Source organism: Pseudomonas sp. FEN (assembly GCF_904067045.1).
Taxonomy (GTDB): domain Bacteria; phylum Pseudomonadota; class Gammaproteobacteria; order Pseudomonadales; family Pseudomonadaceae; genus Aquipseudomonas.
Genome location: NZ_CAJFDC010000036.1, coordinates 951970 through 973453, shown reverse-complemented (window position 1 = coordinate 973453; position 21484 = coordinate 951970). Strand labels below are relative to the sequence as shown.

Sequence of the window (21484 nt, the reverse complement as noted above, 5' to 3'; positions counted from 1 at the left end):
CTATGCCGAGGAGCCAACCCATGCAAAACCCACAGAACCTGATCTGGATCGACCTGGAGATGACCGGCCTGAACCCGGACACCGACGTCATTATCGAAATGGCGACTATCGTCACCGACAGCAACCTCAACACCCTGGCTGAGGGACCGGTGATCGCGATCCATCACAGCGATGCGATTCTCGCCGGCATGGACGAGTGGAACACCCGCCAGCATGGCGGTTCGGGGCTGACCCAGCGCGTGCGCGAGAGCCGTATCGACATGGCCGAAGCCGAGGCCCGGACCATCGCCTTCCTGGAACCGTGGGTGCCCAAGGGCAAGTCGCCGATCTGCGGCAACAGCATCTGCCAGGACCGGCGTTTTCTCGCGCGCCACATGAAGGCACTGGAAAGCTATTTCCACTACCGCAACCTGGATGTATCGACCTTGAAAGAGTTGGCGGCACGCTGGGCCCCGGAAGTGCGTGACAGCTTCCAGAAGGGCAGCACGCACCTGGCGCTGGACGATATTCGCGAGTCGATTGCCGAGTTGCAGCACTACCGCAAGCACTTCATCAAGTTCTGATCGCTTGGCCGGTCTTATTGTGTGTGGGAGCGGAGCTTGCCCGCGAAGCCTTGTAGCGGTTTCACTGGCCCCTTCGCGGGCAAGCTCCGCTCCCACAATGATAGGCGTCGGGCTTGACTGGCGGACATTGGAACTTGCTCGCGCTCTTTTGGGGCACGGTTCAAGTCAGTAGACTACGGGCCCTCTCCTGCCCGGATCGCCATCATGTTGCTGATGCTCTACCTCGTCGCCATTACCGCTGAAGCCATGACCGGTGCCCTGTCGGCCGGACGGCGCGGCATGGACTGGTTCGGCGTGGTGCTGATTGCCTGCGTCACCGCCCTCGGCGGCGGTTCGGTGCGTGACGTGTTGCTGGGGCATTACCCACTGACCTGGGTCAAGCACCCGGAATACCTGGTATTGACCTCGAGCGCCGCGTTGGTGACGGTGTTCATTGCGCCATTGATGCGCCATTTACGCTCATTTTTCCTGGTGCTCGATGCCCTGGGCCTGGTGGCCTTTACCCTGATCGGTTGCATGACTGCCCTGGAAATGGGCCAGGGCATGATGGTGGCCTCGGTCAGTGGGGTGATCACCGGGGTGTTTGGTGGAGTGTTGCGAGATATCTTCTGCAACGATATTCCATTGGTCTTCCGTCGCGAACTCTATGCCAGCGTCTCCTTCGCAGCGGCCTGGTGCTTTCTCGGTTGCACGTACTGGCAGTTGCCCCACGAGCAGGCCATATTGATTACGCTGTTCGGCGGCTTTCTGCTGCGCCTGTTGGCGATTCGCTTTCACTGGGAAATGCCGAAGTTCGTTTATAATGACGAAGCCTGAAGGGTGTATATATTTATTGTTTTGAATCTTATTGTTGATTTGTGTCGGCGCGATCTGATCGATAAATTCCGTTATTATTTTGAAAGGGACTGCGCGTAGCCTTGTGACTCATAAGTAGTAATAAGGATGTTACGATGTCTGAGTCACCCTTCTCTAACGGCGTTCCCGTGTGCGCCATGCTGCCTGGCGGGTTGCGCCTATGAATCAATTACTGTTTGATTCTGCCGCTAACCAATATGACGTCCTGGGCGATACGTTAAGTAAGGACAGTCTGGCCTGCTTGAGTGAGCTTCGGCGCACCTTGAAGAAGTATGATATTTCTCTTTCGGGGCTTTACCTGGTCGATAAGGAAATTCGTGCTGAGCAGGCCGGCAAGACTTATCTCCTGGGTCATATTTATACCCAGGGGACTGCTGGGGCGCGGATTATTTACCCCTGTTTTCGAGATGAGTTCGTTTTTGATTTTGTACAGGATATTCGCTGTTTTTCTCTGTGGCAGATGATCGATGAAGGATTAAAAGCGTCTTATCCGACACTCAAAGCGAACTTGATGGCCGCGGCGGGCAATGATGAGCATCGGATCAACTTTGCGCTGACCCAGGAGTTTTCCCGCATGGTCAGCCTGGGAGGAAAAAATTTCAGGGAGAGCAAACAAGAGCTGGATTTTCTGAAGGGGCTGCTCGCTCTTTATCAGGTAGGCCTGGCCCAGGCCAGGATGCGAATGTTCCACGGGGTGACCCTGGAAAATCCGCTGTTGTCTGGCACCAGGCGTCGCCGCCAGCGTGCTGTCGAGCGGCCTTTGAATCTGTTGGTGGGAGATGATGTTGCCGATATCAAACTTTATCGGGTGATTGCTGCGCAAAGTGCCGCCTCTCGGCCAAACATACAATTGCTTTCCGAGTACTACCTGCGTTGGAAAGGGCGTGTCCATAGTCGCCAGGATTTCTATAACTTCTTATCGGCGATCAACCTCGGGTCAATGCCGCCCGATCTTTTTAGCGGGCTCCACCAGTTGAATGCCTTGAGAGGGCGTAGCTTGGCACAAAACCTTCGATCGCTACCCGCCGAAGGGTCCACGGAGTGGAGTGGGTTGCTTCTGAGTATCCACGGGGAATTTACGCTTGTTCGGCAGCGGGTGCTGAACGGGATACTCCGGCCCGGCGGTCGTCATTATCTGGCGTTGGGCGCGGATTATACGATTAACAACAAGGAGCTGATGATAAGTTACGGCGCCCTGGCCGTGCAGGGCATCACCTTTGATGGCGTTATCAATATTGTCGGGCATGGTATCGATATAGAAGGGAATGCTCTGGCACACGCCGAAAAAGTAGCGGATTGGCTATACAGTAATGTGCTCGGTACCTACGCTGTCGCAGGCTTCAAAAACCTAAAGGTCGTCAACTTTCAGGCTTGTCATATTTCCCAGGTTCTGGCCACTCATATTACCGTGCTTTTTTTAAAGAAGGCCTTGCCACATTTTGAGCGGAATAAAATCCCCAATGTGCTTATTGTCTGTAGCCCCAGGGCGTCTCTTGTACTAACCGCGGATCTACCACTCGGCCGCTTGTGGAGCGCCTGGCAAGAACACTATCTTGTTTTTCCCGGCATTGTTCTCAAGGCTTTCAGGCATCTCATCGATACTTATCCGACTATTCGATTGGCTCTGGCCGAACATTTTGAATGGTCCGGCCAACTTCCCGATTTGAACAATCTATCCTTTGTCGACTATTTGAGGCGTACCCATGTTTTAGAGGTGCGGCGGGTTTCCGCGAGCGATAGAGATGTTTCCCATGTAGAAGAAGCGACGCTGGATTTTATCCAGGAGCCTGCGCGAGCAGCGGTCAATACCCGCAGACGGGCGTTCAATGAATGCGCACGAATCATCAATGAGAAATTCCCCGGGATGGTCGGAGAGATCCGCTCCCTGGTTGCGATTGCCTCTATCGCCGATACCTCGGTGCGGACGTCACAGTTATTACCTGTCGGCGAGGCCGAAACTGCCAGGAAGGTGTTGGATTTTTTGGTGAGTTTGAAAACCGCCACCGAACGGCGGGATTTTGTTGGCGGTTATAATACTTACACCCGGGCGAAAATAAAATTCCTGATCGATCCTTATGACCCGGTCGGACCTGCCAAGATAAGGCATATCACCGATATCGTCTTCAGGCTCTGTGGTCATCCCGTACCCGCCAGCGAATACAACTATCAGCTCGCCTATACAAAAATGTTCTTGCTCGATAAGCAGGACTATTGGCAGATGACCGGTATCAATATCGATACTGCCGCCCGTGAGTTTTTCAAGAATATTCCCTATGTCGAGTTCACCCCGGATATCTTCCGTTTCTTTCAAGTGGCCACCCCCCAATCGAGTACGATAGTGGTGGACGTTTCCCTGCGACAGAGCCTCTTGGGCAGTGAGCAGATCGGGGTCTCGACGAGAGAGTTGAGAACCTTGCTCGAAGGCGCTGAGCAAGCAAAGATTCTCTCCGCCATGGATCAGCTGGAAAACAACCTGAAAAAAAGAAAGGTGCTGCTCAAGGACTCGCTGTCGCTGAAACATCTGCAAGAGACTGAGGAAAGTCTCGGCCGGGCCAAAAGCAGTATCCAGAAGAAGAAACTGTCTCCCGCTGTCCTGAAAACCACCGCGCGTATCGCCGTCGGTTCCAGTCGACTGCTCGGGGCTTTTGGCGTCTTTGCGGACTTTCGAACCCAACCGTTCCAGCTGGATTTTTCTTCTGTCAAATCCGCGCTCTTCACCACCAGCGATTCACTGGCGGTGGTCAAGGGGATCTTTGATTTCACCAGCGATATCGGACCGGTGCTGGCCTTGCGCCTGGCCTCCAGTGCTTCCCGAGCCCTCTGGCGGCCCAGGCTGGACCAACTGTTCTTCAAGATGAACAAGGTGCTGCTGCCCCTGGATGTACTGTTCACCGCCGTCAGTCTCTATCGTAACGTCGAAGGTGCCCAGTTGGCGAAGACCGCCGAGGAACAGGCGCTCTATATCACCATGACGGTGATTGACGCGGCGTCCTTTGGGGTGAGCCTGGCCGGTTTCATCCTGATGGGGGTGCCTGGGGTGGGGATTGTGCTGGTGCTGGTGGGGGTGGCTCTGGCCATCGTGAATATCATTTTGAATTCGATCGTGAGCCTCTCACAACTGGAGAACTACCGCTGGGATGAGAAGGTCGCCCTGTTCTTCAGCAATATGTTCGGCTCTTCAGCGCTACCGGGAGTTTTGACCCAGCAGCAGATGCGCCAGGCGGCGGATCAACTGTTTGACGGCAATCGTGACCACACCAAGGGAGCCCTCACTACCGGCTTGCATGAGGATGGTATCGATCTCTTTCTAACGCCGATGATCAACGATGCGGACGATCGTGATCAGACCAATCCGTTCAAGGATATCGGTACGGTCAGCCAGGGTTCCAGCTTTCGCCAGGAGCCCAGGGGTTACACATTGTCGCCTTTGGGGCTTGGTCCGGATGACTTGAAATCCTGGTCGGATGCCAAGCACAAGGATAAAGCCGAGCAGGTTTACAAGGGCTGGTACCTTCGTCGTCGGGAGACCCGCCGGGGGCAAGAGCGCAAGCTTATGGTTACGATGCCCTCCACGCCGAACCGTCGGCGGGAAGTGCTCGACTTCGGTCCGATCCCGACCATTCTTCTTTTCGGTGCCACGCCCCATCTGCTCCTGGAGGTCAATCCCTTCGGGTGGGCGGCGGGGGAGTCCCCGCAAGAGCAAGCCCGCAACCAATACCAGGTCAAACTGCACTCCGAAATTCGCTATACCTTGCAGTTCAGTAAGAGCGTGATGGCGTCAAAGAACCTGGACTCCAATTTTGGCGGCCGGACAGCGTTGATTGTCCCCGAGGGCGAATTCCAGACGCTGCCGCAAGTGAGCCTGGATCTGTCCGGCCAAGGCGATGCTCGCGAGACGATTGCGCTGCTGGACTTGTCTCGCTCTTCTTTGGAGGTCGTCAAGTTCAAAGGCAAGAGCAGCTTCAGGCTCGACCTGGTGAGCGCCGGGAGTCAGCAGGCTTGTGCGCTGGAACAGGTGGTTCGAAGCGTTCAATTACCTGCCCATATCGAGTTCAAAAGTGGAGAGACGCACCCGGTGATGGCCGTGGTGGGGGACGGTTCGCGAATTACCCTGAGAAACTCGAGTGGACGATCCCTGCTGCTATTGAGGCGGGAGGTCAGTCGGTGCGAGATCAATCTGCATGCGTCGGTGAGCGGCTTCGCGGTTTCCGTTTAAGTGTGAATCTGGCGTCGGGCATGGTTAAAACACTTTAAGGGAATATAAGTGATGAGTGACAGGAAAGTAGTGAAAATTACCGGCCATGGTGTGGCGGTGGATTCCAGGTTGGGTAGGATCGAACTGATGATCACGGATACTTCACTCCGCTATCATGACATCAGCACCCGGCTGGATCCCCGGGTAACCCCGGTGAGCAAGCAGTCTTTTAAAGTGGAGGATCGTGATCGATCGAAACTGCAGGTGTCCTTGGAAGGTAACTTTTTTGTAAGCGAAACCAAGCGCGCGGGGTTGGCGTTAAGAAAGAATATCGAAAAAGATCTGAAAATCATTCTACACAATCAAACGATCACCTTGAATCCCGAACTTTATTATGGCCATCGCTTATACAATGTCCTGGAAATGGATTTGCCTGAGCTATTACTTCCAGGAAGTCCTGAAGCGGTTTTCCTCGGCAGCGCTTCCAGTCGATCTTATGACGCAACAGAACTGGTTTTTAATGAAAAAAGGGTGGCGGACCTTGATAAACACCTTCGTGATGGCGTGGTTCATTATGAAATCAAGGTCACTCGCTACGACGGGCAGTCCACGCTGCCGAACAGTGGGTCGCTAAGCTTTGAAGATATAAAAAAGAGAAAATCAAGAAATTTTGTTCTTCTGTCGGGTGTGCCAACGTCAGCCTTCAATTTGAGTTCCCTTCAGTTCTCCTATCGGGTCACGACACGTGGCGGCAATCAAATAGACGCTTTCGAAGATGAAAAAAAAGACTTTTTGCAGGTAAAGGTAAAATCTTCCGGTCATCAGTTAATCGACCTGAAAGCCGTCAATAAAGCCCATCGCCTTGATTCGTTGTATCTGAAATATTTGCTGGATGGCAAGGACCTGTTCAAATATCTGGATATTGCCTTTCCTCAGTTCAGGGTTTTTTATGATCCGCTGGGTGAGGTGACTTACAACGGCGTTCATCGTCTTGAGCTTTCGAGCACGGTTAGAAAAAAGGAGCATGAGCTTCTACTCGATATGACCGCGCTGGCCTCGATCGTTTACCTTGATAAAAAATCTTTCCTGCGGGTGAAGGGCTTGGCGTATCTGCAGGCGGAGCCATCGGCAGGGGTTGTCAATTTTTCTTATGAAGTGTTCGACGAGAACTCGCAACGGTTGCACGAAGAAAAATATATCGGTCGTTGCCATTTTAGAAAAGTTGGCAAGGATGTCGCCTCGGCACAATTATTCAATCTGCAGGCGCAAGGCGAAGCCTACTTTTTCGAGCTGGATATTAAAGACCCATTAGAAGAAAGCGATTCAACCTCCTATTATCGAATCGATCTATCTTCTGCCTTTTCCGAGGTGATCGGCAATCAGTCATTTTTTTTCGGGATTGACTTTTATTACAATCAGAAATTGACCTTTTCTGACATTGTGAAAGAGCTGGATCTGCCTTACGAGGGGTTGGACATCACTCCCGCGATTTCGGCGTCGAAGCTGGAGGGGTTTCTTGAGGACCATGTATTGGCCTATACGTCGATTCCGTTCTCCTTTGAGCGCATGGCGCAAGATGTTTTTATTGAGGATGGTTTCCCCGAAGCGTTGGAGCCCTACATCTCCATTCATGGTTATTCCAATGCCGGAAGAAAAATATTCAGCACGCAGTGGTCCGATAAGCCTCGGATGGAAGCCAAGGAGGCTTGGTGGCGAGGCGTCGATATACTGGTGCTTTGTATCTGGATGAACAAGGATGTTCTTTCGGCAAAACCTTCGCCTTATTCAAGGCGGGCGGAAAGAGAGTTTGAAGGTGGGGAGTTTGATTCGCCCTATTATCTGGCAATCACCGGAAAGCTCAATCCTTATGCCTATATCCCTTGTTTGAAAGGTAACCATGATTATGAGTTGGATCCGCTGTTCTCTAATACGCTGTATGTGGGGCAGGGACGAAGTAAAGTCCAAGGCCGCGGCTCAGCCAATACTCTTTATCTGATGTGGGATTCACATACTACGTTTGATTTTGCTGCCGAAGAGGATTTTCAGAGAGGGCTGGCGCCATCACGCCTGAAGTTGATGGGCGTCGAGTTGCAGAATATTAGCATCCAGGTCCCTGGAGTAGAGCATGAGCTATGGGGAAGCATTATTTTACAGTGGGCACTCTTGCTCGACCCTAAACAAGAGCTGGCGACGACTCAGGATTCCGCCGTCATCGCATTGTTGCAAGACAGCCATGCGGCGCTCAAGGAAGGCTCGCTGACGCTGGTCAATTTTTTGAAGGAGCCGATCAGTGAGTTTTTGGAGTTTGAGATAAAAGGTCGCCTTTATACATTGGAGGTGTCAGCGAATGACGGAAAAATCTACTGGCGGCGCCAAGTTGATTTAAGTCGTGAGCCGCTGGGAGCGAAAACCGTCCTGCGCCAATGGCCTGGCAAGACGGAATATGTTTTGCGAAACACCATTCTGGGCGAAGCCAATATACCCATTTATCCCAGTGATGATGGCCAGGATATTCTGGTCGCCCGTGGAGAGGTGGCTTACCTTCATGGCGGTAAGAATGAAACCCAGTTGGTCGGTCATTTGCCAGAGAATTTTTTCTATCTCAATCAGGGTGGCAGCGACAATGTTATTGCCAATGGGTACAGAAACAGCATTGAGATTTCCAGTGCGTTGGGCGGAACCAAAGTGCTTTTTCTGTCGACCAAAAAGGACGCGATCAATTTTATTTCAGCGCCTACTGTCAGCTTTAGAAGCGCCCAGATAAAAGATGACGATGTGTTCTTTTTCCTGGAAACAGAAGCGCACCTGCTGACGATTTGCCTAAAGTCGATTGTGGCATGGGATAAGGCCAGGCAAAGCCGGGTCAGTCTGGCGCTGGAGGAGGGAACCTTCAACGCCGATCAGTTAATTGAGGCGTTAAAATTTTCTGAGCGGGTTCGTCGAGAAGAAACTTATCAATTTCAAGCGGTTTTTGCCGAACCAGCCCTTCAGCAAGGGTTTGTTCAGTTGGCTGATCGCGTCGCCCAGAGGCAGTCTTCAAAGGATTATCTGAAAGACCAGATTCGGCACTACGACGTGGTTGAAAAGGAATAAAGGAGCGACGGTGATGTCTGCGCAAATCGAGCTATTAGAGATGAATGAAGATCGCTATAAGGTGGAAAGTCCTGTTTATGGAGAAAAGGACTACGCTTTCACCTTTGCATTCACAGGGATCAATGCGGTGTGGCAGAAGCATGACGTCGACTCCGCCAGTCTGGTTGCTAAGCCGAACATCTGGATGGGAGAGAGAACAGACGATCATTATATCGCCGAGCAACGGCAAGGCGCTGCCGATAAGCGAGTGTTTTCTTATCGAGAGGGCAGAAGTTTTACCCTGGTCTGTCTGAATGATCAGCTGTATCTCATGCTCAGAACCTGGGAGGAGGATAAAAACGGCAAGGTTGCAGCGGCGAGCCGACATGCTAAAAGTGCTGTGAAGGTAGCGACACGCACGGTGTCGGGCAAGGCCGAGCCACTGATCTTTTCTCACGAGGATCCTTGTGTCATTAAGCTGGAAACAAAAGATGGCAGCTCGGTGGTCAAGGTGTGGAATACCACAAAAAGCGGGGAAGCGCCTTTTCTCCTGGCGGACTTCGGCGAGGACTTCAAGGATTTTTTCTCTGGTTTTAGCGAGTTCCAATTCAATACGATTCCGTTGGCGATCAAGAATGGCCAGCACTCCTTGCGGTTGGAGAGGGTGGCGGCCTGGGTCGGCAACCCTCGACCCGAAGGCGAGAAAAATTTCAGGGATTATCTGAGCGAAAAAAAGCACGCGCTGAAGTGTTTTGGATACCGGCAATTACCGCTGGAGCAATTGTCAGCTTATTACCCATTGCAAAGGAATCGCTGGAGCACACGGGGGCCGTGTACTTTTGATTTTTTGGAAAATACCCGTTTTGAAATGGATGTCGCTCGTGGGCTCTGCTTTGACGCTTTTAAAAATAAGTGCTCTATTGTTTTACGCCCCTCGGAAACCCAAGGTGCCTCCGGTAGCGCTCTATTGAGTGTTTCCTTGAGCGAAGCGCGTTTGTCTAGAATTACCACTGTGGCGGCGCAAATTGGCGAGTGGAGTAAGTCGACAGCTGATTTTTCGAAGCGTAGACATTGGCTGAGCTTCAAGTCGATTTTAGAGGATATAGAGGCTTTCGATCCGGCTGAGCCTTTTGTCCTGTCCCCTCACTATAAAGATGGAACCATTGCCGCGGTTATCAGCAGCGGCAAGCTGACGACCAGGCTTCCCCAGTTCATGAAGTTGTTGGGGGCGACAAAATTTTCAGCCGAGCATCAAATGAAGGAAACGCTAAGCTATCTTCAGGCAAAGTTGAATGAAGAAAAAAACAAACTATACAACCGCCGAGAAAAAATCGGTGCGCTGACTGTCAAGACCTCCGAGCCCGAGAAAACCAGGGCGTTCAATATTCAGCTACTCAGGCGAATGAGCGTTGATTCAAACACCAGCGAGTTGAGTTATGAGGAAAAAATTGTTTTTAACGACAATCAGGGCAATGACCGTGGGCTGATAGATTTAAACGGTTTCCCCTGTTTCCTGCTGCTGTCGTTGAGTGATGATCGGAAAGCGCTAAGTTTGTTTGCTGCGCGCCCGGATAGGGCTTTTCCCACAACGTTGACCCCTGCGTTGACGTATGAAATTTCCCATGAGTCAGATCATTCGACGCCGCAGAAAAATCAAACGATCACGGAAGTTGTTTTAGAACTCGGCTTGGGAGTTGAAACCCTTGACGGTCCGCTGACGATCTCGATCAAGGACTTGAGCCTTTGGCGCACAGCGTTGTGGCAGCGTGAGGGGGTGTTGACGGCGGGTAATGAGGCAGACTCACATTATAATGTGAAGACATTGGCCCATCTGAGTTTTTCCGGTTCGCTCAATCGACTGATAGAACAATATGAAAAATCCTCAGCGTTTTAGGTAGGCGCATGCTGTGCTGGTCAACTCATTCCGGACACCTCGATTGGATGTTCGACGCACCCTGGCTGGGCCGCGCGGCCGGCATGTTGGCGCAGCGCCCACTGCACATGTTCCTGAACCAGTTCCGACGGGTAGTCCCGGCGACTGTTGAGGGCCTCAAGTACTGGGATCGTCGAAGGTGCGTTGCCCAGCCCGACAGCCAGATTGCGTAGCCAACGTTCATAACCCGCCCGGCGCAGCGGCGAGCCCTCGGTGTTTTTAAGAAAGGTCTCTTCGTCCCACAGGAACAGTTCGGCCAGCGCGGCATTGTCCAGGTTGTGCCGGGGCGTGAAGTCGCCTTCGCCGGACGGGCTGGCGAAGCGGTTCCAGGGACAGACGATCTGGCAATCGTCACAGCCGAACACCCGGTTGCCGATCAGTGGACGCAGATCTTCCGGAATTGCGCTTTTCAACTCGATGGTCAGGTACGAAATGCAACGTCGCGCGTCCAGCACATAAGGCCCGACGAAGGCCGCCGTCGGGCAGATGTCCATGCACGCCGTGCAGCGCCCGCAATGCTCCGTGGCGTGAGGGGCATCCACCGGCAGTGGCAGATCGACGAACAGCTCGCCGAGAAAGAAGTAGCTGCCGGCCTTGCGATTGAGTACCAGGGTGTTTTTGCCGATCCAGCCGATCCCGGCGTGTTCGGCGATGGCCTTTTCCAGGACCGGGGCGCTGTCGACGAAGGCGCGATAGCCGAAGGGCCCGATGACCTGCTGGATACGCTCGGCGAGCTGTTGCAGGCGTTTGCGGATCAGCTTGTGATAATCACGGCCCAGAGCGTAGCGCGAGACATAGGCCTTGTCCGGCTGGGCCAGGCGTTGGGCCATCTGCGTGTCGCCCGGCAGGTAGTCCATGCGCAACGACACTACCCGCAATGTACCGGGCACCAGCTCATCGGGGTGCGAGCGTTTGCTGCCGTGGGCGCCCATGTAGTCCATGTCGCCGTGATAGCCGGCGTCCAGCCAGCGTTGCAGGTGCTGCTCGTGCTCGCCCAGCTCCAGGCCCGCGATGCCGACTTGCTGAAAGCCCAGTTCACGGCCCCATTCCTTGATGGACTGGGCAAGGGCGGGAAGGTCGACGTTATTTACAGGCATGAGACAGGAGAAACCTAGGCTTTGATGCGTATAATTCTGCCAGACATCAGAGCTCGACGACGCATGCCGCAGACCAAACCGCCTTTTTCCGATATTCAGTCATTGACCCTCGCTACGCTGCCGAGCCTTCCCGCACGACAACTGGACGCCCACAAGGGGCAGTTCGGGCATGTGCTGCTGATCGGCGGTGACCGGGGGGTTGGCGGCGCCATCCTGCTCAGTGCCCAGATGACCTTGCGCGGCGGGGCCGGGCTGGTGTCCCTGGCGACGCGTCCAGAACACGTGGCCGCGGCCCTGGCCCGGCTGCCGGAGGTCATGACGCTGGGTATCGAGTCGGCCAATCAGTTGATGACGCTGCTGGCACAGGCCAGCGTGCTGGTGGTCGGTCCCGGGCTTGGCCGGTCTGCCTGGAGCCGTAGCCTGTTGTCGCTGGCGGCCAATGCCGGCTTGCCGCAGGTCTGGGATGCCGACGCCTTGAACCTGCTGGCCGCTGGCCACTTCGCCCTGCCGATGGGGAGTGTGATTACCCCGCACCCCGGAGAGGCGGCGCGCTTGCTGGGGATTTCCACGGCGGATGTGCAGGCCGATCGTCCCGCCGCCGCTCGCCGGCTCGCCCAGCAATACCAGGCAGTCTGCGTGCTCAAGGGCGCGGGCAGTCTGATTGCCGCGCCGGACGGACGTGTGTCGATCTGCGAGCGCGGCCATCCGGCCATGGCCACGGCGGGTCTCGGCGATGTCCTCTCCGGTTTGCTTGGCGCCCTGCGAGCCCAGGGCCTGCCGGTGTATGAAGCCGCTTGCCTGGCGGTATGGCTGCACGCCAGCGCCGGCGAGCAGTTGGGGATAATCGGCCGTGGGTTGGCGGCCAGCGACCTGATTCCGGTCGTTCGACAGTTGCTGGAGGAGCAATCACCGTGTCTGAACTAACCCTTCAACTGCCCGATGAAGAGGCCATGGTCGCGTTCGGTCGAAAAATCGCCGAGGTGACTGGCGGCATCGGCGTGATTTTTCTCGAGGGTGATCTTGGCGCCGGCAAGACCACCTTGTCCCGGGGCATCATTCGTGGTCTTGGACATGTTGGCGCGGTGAAAAGCCCGACGTTTACGCTGGTTGAACCCTACGAAATCGGCGATATCCGCGCCTTCCATTTCGATCTGTATCGTCTGGTCGACCCGGAAGAGTTGGAATACATGGGCATTCGCGACTATTTCGACGGTGCGGCCCTGTGCCTGGTGGAGTGGCCCCGGCGTGGCGAGGGCTTTTTGCCAAAGCCCGACCTGACCATTACCATTAGCCCGCATAATGGCGGTCGTTCGTTGTATCTGTTGTCCCAGGGCGCGCGTGGCGACTCCTGGTGTGCCGATCTGGCATTGGAAATCAAATAAATGATGGGGTTTGGTATGCGCCTTCGCGCGTTGGTTGCTGTCGTGGGATTGTTGCTGGCGGCACTGGCCGTTGACGCCTTGGCGGCGACACAGGTCAAGAGTGTTCGCCTGTGGCGGGCCCCGGACAACACGCGACTGGTGTTCGACCTGTCCGGCCCGGTGCAGCACAGCGTATTCACCCTGACCTCGCCGGATCGACTGGTGATCGATATCAACGGTGCGACCCTGGGCGGAGCGCTGAACGTGCCGACCGCCAATACCCCGATCACCAGCGTGCGTGCCGCGCAGCGCACGCCGACCGACTTGCGGGTGGTGGTCGACCTGAAAAAGGCGGTCACCCCGAAAAGCTTCGTCCTGGCGCCGAACGCGCAGTATGGCAATCGCCTGGTGGTCGACCTGTTCGACAATCCCGCCGATGCCGCGCCGCCGCCAGCGCCGACGCCCGCCGTATCCACCGTGCCGGCGGTGCCGGTAACGCCGACCGAGCCGGCGATCAAGCTGCCGCCGGCCCCGGCGGGCAAGCGTGACATCATTGTGGTGATCGATGCCGGCCACGGAGGCGAAGACCCGGGGGCCTCCGGGTCCCGTGGCCAGCACGAGAAGGACGTGGTGCTGGCCATCGCCCGTGAGTTGCAGCGCCAGGTCAGCGGCCAGAAAGGCTATCGCGCCGAGCTGACCCGTACCGGCGACTACTTTATCCCTCTGCGCGGTCGCACCGAGATCGCCCGCAAGAAAGGCGCCGACCTGTTCGTCTCGATTCACGCTGACGCCGCGCCTTCCGCCGCGGCTTTCGGGGCCTCGGTGTTCGCCCTGTCCGATCGCGGCGCTACCTCCGAGACCGCCCGCTGGCTGGCGGACAGTGAAAACCGCTCCGACCTGATCGGCGGTGCCGGCAACGTCAGTCTCGACGACAAGGACAAGATGCTCGCCGGTGTCTTGCTCGACCTGTCCATGACCGCCTCGCTGACCTCCAGCCTCAACGTCGGGCAGAAGGTCCTGAGCAATATCGGTCGGGTCACGCCGCTGCACAAGCAGCGGGTGGAACAGGCCGGGTTCATGGTCCTGAAATCGCCGGATATTCCGTCAATCCTGGTCGAGACCGGTTTTATCTCCAACTCCAATGAAGCGTCCAAGCTGGCCTCCGCGAATCACCAGCAGGCCCTGGCGCGCTCCATCAGCGCCGGTATCCGCCAGTTCTTCCAGCAGAACCCGCCGCCGGGCACCTATGTCGCCTGGCTGCGGGACTCCGGCAAGATCGCCGAGGGCCCGCGTGACCATCGTGTGGCGCCGGGCGAGACCCTGGCCATGCTCGCCGTGCGCTACCAGGTCTCGGCGGCGACCTTGCGTAGCGTCAATCATCTGAGCAGCGACGAACTGAAGGTCGGGCAGACCCTGACCATTCCCGGCACTGAACTGGCGGCCAAACAATGAGCGAAGCCCTGAACAGCAGCGCTCGGATCGAACTGCTCAGCCCACGCCTGGCGAACCAGATTGCCGCCGGTGAAGTGGTCGAGCGTCCGGCCTCGGTGATCAAGGAACTGCTGGAAAACAGCCTGGACTCCGGCGCCAGGCGTATCGATGTGGATGTCGAGCAGGCCGGGGTGAAACTGTTGCGGGTGCGCGACGATGGCAGTGGCATCTCCGCCGATGACCTGCCGTTGGCGCTGGCCCGTCACGCCACCAGCAAGATTCGCGACCTGGAAGACCTGGAGCGGGTAATGAGCCTGGGCTTTCGCGGTGAAGCCCTGGCCTCCATCAGTTCCGTCGCCCGGCTGACCCTGACCTCTCGTACCCGCGATGCCGACCAGGCCTGGCAGGTGGAAACCGAAGGCCGCGACATGGATGCCCGGGTGCAGCCCGCGGCCCATCCGGTGGGCACCTCGGTGGAAGTACGCGACCTGTTTTTCAATACCCCGGCGCGGCGCAAGTTCCTCAAGGCCGAGAAGACCGAATTCGATCACCTGCAGGAAGTGATCAAGCGCCTGGCCCTGGCGCGTTTCGATGTGGCCTTTCATCTGCGCCATAACGGCAAGAGCATTCTCAGCCTGCACGAGGCCCATGACGATGCGGCCCGTGCCCGGCGGGTGGCGGCGGTGTGCGGTGCGGGTTTCCTCGAACAGGCGCTGCCCATCGAAGTGGAACGCAACGGCCTGCACCTGTGGGGCTGGGTTGGCCTGCCGACCTTCTCCCGCAGCCAGGCGGACTTGCAGTATTTCTATGTGAACGGCCGCGCGGTGCGCGACAAGCTGGTGGCCCATGCGGTGCGCCAGGCCTATCGCGACGTGCTGTTCAACGGCCGGCACCCGACCTTCGTGCTGTTTTTCGAGGTCGATCCGGCGGTGGTCGACGTCAACGTGCACCCGACCAAGCACGAGGTGCGTTTCCGTGACGGGCGCATGGTCCACGACTTCCTCTATGGCACCCTGCACCGCGCCTTGGGCGACGTGCGCCCGGAAGATCAGCTGGCCGCGCCCGCTGCCGTGGCCGGTATGGTCCGGCCGACGGGGATCGAGGCCGGCGAGTTCGGTCCCCAGGGCGAGATGCGCCTGGCGGCCAATCTGCTGGAGCAGCCCCAGGCGCAGCCTTCGTCGCTGAGCGCTGGTTCGGGGGCGGGCGCCGGTTATCAGTATCAATACCGTCCGCAAGCCACCCCGATGCCGCCTGCCGCCGAGGCCCAGGGGGTCTATCGCGAGTTTTTCGCGCCGTTGCCTGACGCGCCGGCGTCGCCGACCCTGCCCGACGGCCAGGGTGATGTGCCACCGCTGGGTTATGCGCTGGCGCAGCTCAAGGGCATCTATATCCTCAGCGAAAACGCCCAGGGTCTGGTGTTGGTGGATATGCACGCGGCCCATGAGCGGATCATGTACGAGCGGCTGAAGGTCGCCATGGCCAGCGAAGGCCTGAGCGGCCAGCCCTTGCTGGTGCCTGAATCCCTGGCGGTCAGCCAGCGCGAAGCCGATTGCGCCGAAGAGCATGTGGCTTGGTTCCAGCGCCTGGGCTTCGAATTGCAGCGCCTGGGCCCGGAAACCCTGGCGATCCGGCAGATTCCGGCCCTGCTCAAGCAGGCCGAGGCCAATCGGCTGGTCCAGGATGTACTGGCGGACCTGATGGAATATGGCACCAGCGACCGGATCCAGGCGCACCTGAACGAGTTGCTCGGGACCATGGCCTGCCACGGCGCGATTCGCGCCAATCGACGCTTGGCCCTGGCGGAAATGAACGGTTTGCTGCGGGATATGGAAAACACCGAACGTAGCGGCCAGTGCAACCATGGTCGGCCCACCTGGACCCAGCTCGGGCTGGACGATCTGGACAAACTGTTCTTGCGCGGTCGCTGATGACGGGGGCCAAGACATTACCGCCGGCCATCTTCCTGATGGGCCCCACGGCGGCGGGCAAGACCGACCTGGCCATCGAGTTGACCAAGGTGCTGCCGTGCGAGCTGATCAGTGTCGACTCGGCCCTGGTTTACCGGGATATGGACATTGGCACGGCCAAGCCCTCGAAAGCGCTGCTGGCGGAGTTTCCGCACCGTTTGATCGATATTCTCGATCCGGCGCAGAGTTATTCGGCCGCCGAGTTCCGCCGCGATGCCCTGGCGGCGATGGCCGAGATCACCGCGCGCGGCAAGATTCCGCTGCTGGTGGGCGGTACCATGCTTTATTACAAGGCATTGCTGGACGGTCTGGCGGACATGCCGGCGGCCGATCCGCGGATCCGTGCCGAAATCGAAGAGCAGGCGGCGCGTCTTGGCTGGCAGGCCCTGCACGACCAACTCGCGGTCATCGACCCGGAATCGGCGGCGCGAATCCACCCCAATGACCCCCAGCGCCTGAGTCGGGCACTGGAGGTCTATCGGGTCAGTGGATCGAGCATGACTGCCCACCGCCAGCGACAATCTGCGCAAAGTACTGACGCAGCCGCTTCGGGACGGCCGCAATTACCCTATACTGTTGCTAATCTGGCCATTGCTCCGGCGAATCGCCAGGTGCTGCACGACCGAATTGCACAAAGATTCACCCAAATGCTGGAACAGGGGTTCGTAGACGAGGTCGTAGCTCTGCGTAGGAGAAGTGACCTGCATGTCGGGTTGCCGTCTATACGTGCTGTAGGCTACAGGCAAGTCTGGGAGTACCTGGAGGGCAAGCTGACGTCAGCCGAAATGCGCGAGCGCGGCATCATCGCCACGCGCCAATTGGCGAAGCGCCAGTTCACCTGGTTGCGCAGCTGGACGGATCTGCACTGGCTTGACAGTCTGGATTGCGACAATCTGCCACGCGCCTTGAAATACCTTGGGACGATCTCCATATTGGGCTGAGTCCTTGCAATTGCCGTCTATCCTTGGGGGAAAGGCGGTACAAGCCATCCATTTACCCATTTTTTATTATTGATCCTTAAAGGAGTGCGGCACATGTCAAAAGGGCATTCGCTACAAGACCCTTACTTGAATACCTTGCGTAAAGAGAAGGTTGGGGTTTCCATCTATCTGGTCAACGGGATCAAACTGCAGGGCACGATCGAATCCTTCGATCAGTTCGTGATCCTGCTGAAGAACACCGTCAGCCAGATGGTCTACAAGCACGCCATCTCGACAGTGGTGCCGGTTCGTCCAATTCGTCTGCCTAGCGCAACCGAAACCGAACAGGCCGACGCTGAGCCAGGTAACGCCTGATAGGAGTCTCCTTTGTTCTTTGAGCGCCACGGTGGTGGTGAGCGGACTATTCTCGTTCACTTGGAAGGTCAGGACCCTGAGGCGCGCGAAGATCCGCAGGAGTTTCAGGAGTTGGCAGTATCGGCAGGCGCCGAGACCGTCGCGTTCTTCAACGTGCCGCGTCATCGGCCAACCGCCAAGTATCTGATTGGCACTGGCAAGGTCGAGGAGCTTCGCGACCTGGTCAAGGCCGAACAGGTCGATATCGTGATTTTCAATCACATCCTCACGCCCAGCCAGGAACGTAACCTCGAACGTGTCTTCGAGTGTCGCGTGCTGGATCGCACGGGCCTGATTCTCGATATTTTCGCCCAGCGCGCCCGCACCCATGAAGGCAAGCTCCAGGTCGAACTGGCCCAGCTTGAACACATGAGTACGCGCTTGGTCCGCGGCTGGACTCACCTTGAGCGGCAAAAAGGCGGTATCGGCCTGCGCGGCCCGGGGGAAACCCAGCTGGAAACCGACCGGCGCCTGTTGCGGGTACGCCTGCGGCAGATCAAGGGCCGCTTGGAGAAGGTCCGTAGCCAGCGCGAGCAGTCGCGGCGCGGGCGCAAGCGCGCGGATATCCCGACGGTGTCGCTGGTGGGCTACACCAACGCCGGCAAGTCGACGCTGTTCAATGCGCTCACCGAGTCCGACGTCTATGCGGCGGACCAGTTGTTCGCCACCCTCGACCCGACCCTGCGCCGTCTTGAACTCGACGATCTCGGGCCGATCGTGCTGGCCGATACCGTAGGCTTCATCCGGCATCTGCCGCACAAGCTGGTCGAGGCTTTCCGGGCTACCCTCGAAGAGTCGAGCAACTCCGACCTGCTGTTGCATGTGATCGATGCCGCGGAGCCGGACCGGATGCTGCAGATCGAGCAGGTCATGGTGGTGCTCGGCGAGATCGGGGCCCAGGACTTGCCGATCCTGGAGGTCTATAACAAACTCGATTTGCTCGAGGGTGTCGAGCCGCAGATCCAGCGCGATGAAGATGGCAGGCCGCAGCGGGTCTGGCTCAGCGCTCGGGACGGGGTGGGCCTGGAGTTGCTCGGGCAGGCGATTGCCGAGTTGCTGGGCAACGATTTGTTCGTCGGCACCTTGCGCTTGCCGCAGCGTTTTGCTCGACTGCGTGCACAGTTCTTCGAGTTGGGGGCGGTGCAGAAGGAAGAACACGACGACGAAGGCATCTGTTTGCTGTCCGTTCGTTTGCCCAGGGCCGAGCTCAATCGAGTGGTCACGCGCGAAGGGATGAAGCCGCCTGAATTCATCGAACAACACACTTTGCAATAAAAGCCTGGGAAAGCGGTTGTGCCGCGTTGACAGGCATTCTGTAGCATTGGTCGGCGCGCCGCGGGCGCGTCTTTGCTTTATCAGATGGAGAGCGCTATGGCTTGGAATGAGCCGGGTGGCAACTCGAACAATCAGGATCCTTGGGGTGGCAAGCGCCGTAACAACGGCGACCGCAAGGGGCCGCCGGATCTCGACGAAGCCTTCCGCAAGCTGCAGGAGAGCCTGAACGGGTTGTTCGGTGGCGGTAAGAAACGCGGTGACGAGGGTGGTTCGGGCGGTGGCAAGGGCGGCGGTTTCGGTCTGCTCGGCATTGGCCTCGTCGTGCTCGCAGCCATATGGCTGTACAGCGCGGTCTACGTCGTCGATGAGCAGGAGCAGGCCGTGGTGCTGCGCTTCGGCAAGTACTACGAAACCGTCGGGCCGGGCCTGAACATCTATTTCCCGCCGATCGACAAGAAGTTCATGGAGAACGTCACGCGTGAGCGGGCGTACACCAAGCAGGGCCAGATGCTGACCGAAGACGAGAACATCGTCGAAGTGCCGCTGACCGTGCAGTACAAGATCAGCAACCTGCAGGACTTCGTGCTGAATGTCGACCAGCCGGAAATCAGTCTGCAACAGGCCACTGACAGTGCCCTGCGCCACGTGGTGGGTTCCACCGCGATGGACCAGGTGCTGACCGAAGGGCGCGTGCAGATGGCCGGCGAGATCAAGGAGCGCCTGCAACGGTTCCTCGACACTTATCGCACCGGTATCACCGTGACCCAGGTGAACATCCAGAGCGCCGCCGCGCCGCGTGAAGTCCAGGAAGCCTTTGACGACGTGATCCGTGCCCGCGAAGACGAGCAGCGTTCGCGCAACCAGGCCGAAGGCTATGCCAACGGCGTGGTGCCTGAAGCCCGTGGCCAGGCCCAGCGTATCCTCGAGGACGCCAACGGCTATCGCGACGAAGTGGTTTCCCGCGCCAAGGGTGAGGCGGACCGCTTCACCAAGCTGGTGGCCGAGTATCGCAAGGCTCCGGAAGTCACCCGTGAGCGTCTGTACCTGGACACGATGCAGGAAGTCTTCAGCAACACCAGCAAGGTCCTCGTGACCGGCAACAAGAATGGCCAGAGCAACCTGCTTTACCTGCCGTTGGACAAGATGATCCAGGGCGGTTCGGGTGGCGGTTCGCCGACCAAGGGCGTGGGGCCGATGGCCAGTGGCAACACTGATGTCACGCCGCACATCACCGAGCCGCAACCCACACGCACCCGGGAGAGCCGCTGATGAGTAATAAATCACTGATCGCCCTGATCCTCGGGGTCGTCGTGGCGGTGGCTGCCTGGAACTGCTTCTACATTGTGTTGCAGACCGAGCGGGCCGTCCTGCTGCAATTCGGTCGTGTGGTCCAGGCTGACGTCCAGCCCGGCCTGCATGTGAAGCTGCCCTACGTCAACCAGGTGCGCAAGTTCGACGCCCGCCTGATGACCCTGGATGCCCCGACACAGCGTTTCCTGACCCTGGAAAAGAAAGCGGTGATGGTCGATGCCTACGCCAAGTGGCGGGTCAAGGACGCCGAGCGTTTCTATACCGCGACTTCCGGCCTCAAGCAGATCGCCGACGAGCGCCTGTCCCGGCGTCTGGAGGCGGGCCTGCGTGACCAGTTCGGCAAGCGTACCCTGCACGAAGTGGTGTCCGGTGAGCGTGATGCGTTGATGGCTGACATTACCGGCTCGCTGAACGCGATGGCTGACAAGGAGTTGGGTATCGAGGTGGTCGATGTCCGGGTCAAGGCCATCGACCTGCCGAAGGAAGTCAACCGCAGCGTCTTCGAGCGCATGAGCACCGAGCGTGAGCGCGAGGCTCGTGAGCACCGCGCCAAGGGTAATGAGCTGGCCGAAGGCATTCGTGCCGACGCCGATCGCCAGCGCCGGGTGTTGTTGGCCGAAGCCTATCGCCAGTCGGAAGAAGCTCGCGGTGACGGTGATGCCCAGGCTGCCGCGATCTACTCCAAGGCTTACGGCCAGGACCAGGAGTTTTACGCGTTCTACCGTAGCCTGCGCGCCTACCGTGAAAGCTTTGCGGACAAGAGCGACGTGCTGGTGCTGGACCCGAGCAGCGACTTCTTCCGTTACCTGGAAAAAGCCAAGCCCTGATCCAAGACGCATCGTGCCCCCCTCCGCTCGGCAGCTAAAACGCCGGGCGGGGTGATCCTTTCGGAAAACGGGTGTATGATGCGGCAGCCGGGAAATTCCCGGCTTTTTTGCGTCTGCATGCTTGATTAACAGAAGCAGGTTGGCAGGCAGCGGGTTGATCGACCCGACAGGTTTTTCGAGGAAAGTGGTAGACGAAGCCGGTTTCAGGCTGTTCGTCGCGTCGTTCTTGCGCGCGCGTTAACCATTTTCTGCTTCACTCAAGG

At 57.7% G+C, this 21484-nt stretch carries 15 protein-coding genes; 14 read left to right on the top strand and 1 reads right to left on the bottom strand.

What is annotated here, in order from left to right:
• Positions 1-20: 20 nt before the first annotated feature.
• The 5 genes from orn (at position 21) to PFEN_RS27915 (ending at position 10579) form a co-directional block, all read left to right on the top strand.
• Positions 21-563 (top strand): oligoribonuclease, encoded by a 543-nt coding sequence (gene orn / locus PFEN_RS27935; protein WP_191489802.1) that lies wholly within the window; start codon positions 21-23, stop codon positions 561-563.
• Between the two features lie 201 nt (positions 564-764).
• A complete protein-coding gene (locus PFEN_RS27930) occupies positions 765-1379 on the top strand; it encodes a trimeric intracellular cation channel family protein (protein WP_191490273.1) in 615 nt (204 codons plus the stop codon).
• Positions 1380-1578: 199 nt separating this feature from the next.
• Positions 1579-5634 carry a hypothetical protein gene (locus PFEN_RS27925; protein ID WP_224771081.1) on the top strand — a complete coding sequence of 1352 codons (4056 nt, stop codon included), beginning with the start codon at positions 1579-1581 and terminating at the stop codon, positions 5632-5634.
• Positions 5635-5685: 51 nt separating this feature from the next.
• Positions 5686-8706: a hypothetical protein gene (locus PFEN_RS27920; protein ID WP_191489801.1), complete on the top strand. Its 3021-nt coding sequence runs from the start codon at positions 5686-5688 to the stop codon at positions 8704-8706.
• Between the two features lie 13 nt (positions 8707-8719).
• Positions 8720-10579, top strand: coding sequence for a hypothetical protein (locus PFEN_RS27915; protein WP_191489800.1), 1860 nt, complete (start codon positions 8720-8722; stop codon positions 10577-10579).
• Between the two features lie 20 nt (positions 10580-10599).
• Here the strand turns inward: PFEN_RS27915 and queG are convergent, their stop codons facing one another.
• A complete protein-coding gene (gene queG, locus PFEN_RS27910; protein WP_191489799.1) occupies positions 10600-11715 on the bottom strand; it encodes a tRNA epoxyqueuosine(34) reductase QueG in 1116 nt (371 codons plus the stop codon).
• 63 nt (positions 11716-11778) lie between these two features.
• Between queG and PFEN_RS27905 the strand changes: the two genes are divergently transcribed.
• The 9 genes from PFEN_RS27905 (at position 11779) to hflC (ending at position 21221) form a co-directional block, all read left to right on the top strand.
• Positions 11779-12639 (top strand): NAD(P)H-hydrate dehydratase, encoded by an 861-nt coding sequence (locus PFEN_RS27905; RefSeq protein ID WP_191489798.1) that lies wholly within the window; start codon positions 11779-11781, stop codon positions 12637-12639.
• On the top strand, positions 12627-13097 hold the full coding sequence (gene tsaE, locus PFEN_RS27900) for a tRNA (adenosine(37)-N6)-threonylcarbamoyltransferase complex ATPase subunit type 1 TsaE (RefSeq protein WP_191489797.1): 471 nt from the start codon (positions 12627-12629) through the stop codon (positions 13095-13097). Before PFEN_RS27905 ends, tsaE begins: the two co-directional genes overlap by 13 nt.
• 3 nt (positions 13098-13100) lie before the next feature.
• Positions 13101-14528, top strand: coding sequence for an N-acetylmuramoyl-L-alanine amidase (locus PFEN_RS27895; protein ID WP_224771093.1), 1428 nt, complete (start codon positions 13101-13103; stop codon positions 14526-14528).
• Positions 14525-16435 (top strand): DNA mismatch repair endonuclease MutL, encoded by a 1911-nt coding sequence (mutL, locus tag PFEN_RS27890; RefSeq protein ID WP_412071484.1) that lies wholly within the window; start codon positions 14525-14527, stop codon positions 16433-16435. The genes PFEN_RS27895 and mutL overlap by 4 nt, the downstream gene beginning before the upstream one ends.
• Positions 16435-17415, top strand: coding sequence for a tRNA (adenosine(37)-N6)-dimethylallyltransferase MiaA (gene miaA, locus PFEN_RS27885; RefSeq protein ID WP_191489795.1), 981 nt, complete (start codon positions 16435-16437; stop codon positions 17413-17415). The genes mutL and miaA overlap by 1 nt, the downstream gene beginning before the upstream one ends.
• A 93-nt stretch (positions 17416-17508) precedes the next feature.
• A complete protein-coding gene (gene hfq / locus PFEN_RS27880; protein ID WP_123423785.1) occupies positions 17509-17769 on the top strand; it encodes an RNA chaperone Hfq in 261 nt (86 codons plus the stop codon).
• Between the two features lie 12 nt (positions 17770-17781).
• Positions 17782-19083 (top strand): ribosome rescue GTPase HflX, encoded by a 1302-nt coding sequence (gene hflX, locus PFEN_RS27875; RefSeq protein ID WP_191489794.1) that lies wholly within the window; start codon positions 17782-17784, stop codon positions 19081-19083.
• Positions 19084-19179: 96 nt separating this feature from the next.
• On the top strand, positions 19180-20352 hold the full coding sequence (hflK, locus tag PFEN_RS27870) for an FtsH protease activity modulator HflK (RefSeq protein WP_191489793.1): 1173 nt from the start codon (positions 19180-19182) through the stop codon (positions 20350-20352).
• Entirely contained in the window at positions 20352-21221 is an 870-nt protein-coding gene (gene hflC / locus PFEN_RS27865; protein ID WP_191489792.1) for a protease modulator HflC, read from the top strand. Before hflK ends, hflC begins: the two co-directional genes overlap by 1 nt.
• The last annotated feature ends 263 nt before the right edge of the window (positions 21222-21484 follow it).

Bases quoted from the DNA above. Each gene is read 5' to 3' on its own strand.
- PFEN_RS27915 (WP_191489800.1), top strand. From the start codon at position 8,720: ATGTCTGCGCAAATCGAGCTATTAGAGATGAATGAAGATCGCTATAAG.
- hflC (WP_191489792.1), top strand. From the start codon at position 20,352: ATGAGTAATAAATCACTGATCGCCCTGATCCTCGGGGTCGTCGTGGCG.
- mutL (WP_412071484.1), top strand. From the start codon at position 14,525: ATGAGCGAAGCCCTGAACAGCAGCGCTCGGATCGAACTGCTCAGCCCA.
- PFEN_RS27920 (WP_191489801.1), top strand. From the start codon at position 5,686: ATGAGTGACAGGAAAGTAGTGAAAATTACCGGCCATGGTGTGGCGGTG.
- PFEN_RS27905 (WP_191489798.1), top strand. From the start codon at position 11,779: ATGCCGCAGACCAAACCGCCTTTTTCCGATATTCAGTCATTGACCCTC.
- PFEN_RS27895 (WP_224771093.1), top strand. From the start codon at position 13,101: ATGGGGTTTGGTATGCGCCTTCGCGCGTTGGTTGCTGTCGTGGGATTG.
- miaA (WP_191489795.1), top strand. From the start codon at position 16,435: ATGACGGGGGCCAAGACATTACCGCCGGCCATCTTCCTGATGGGCCCC.
- orn (WP_191489802.1), top strand. From the start codon at position 21: ATGCAAAACCCACAGAACCTGATCTGGATCGACCTGGAGATGACCGGC.
- queG (WP_191489799.1), bottom strand. From the start codon at position 11,715: ATGCCTGTAAATAACGTCGACCTTCCCGCCCTTGCCCAGTCCATCAAG.
- hfq (WP_123423785.1), top strand. From the start codon at position 17,509: ATGTCAAAAGGGCATTCGCTACAAGACCCTTACTTGAATACCTTGCGT.
- hflK (WP_191489793.1), top strand. From the start codon at position 19,180: ATGGCTTGGAATGAGCCGGGTGGCAACTCGAACAATCAGGATCCTTGG.
- PFEN_RS27925 (WP_224771081.1), top strand. From the start codon at position 1,579: ATGAATCAATTACTGTTTGATTCTGCCGCTAACCAATATGACGTCCTG.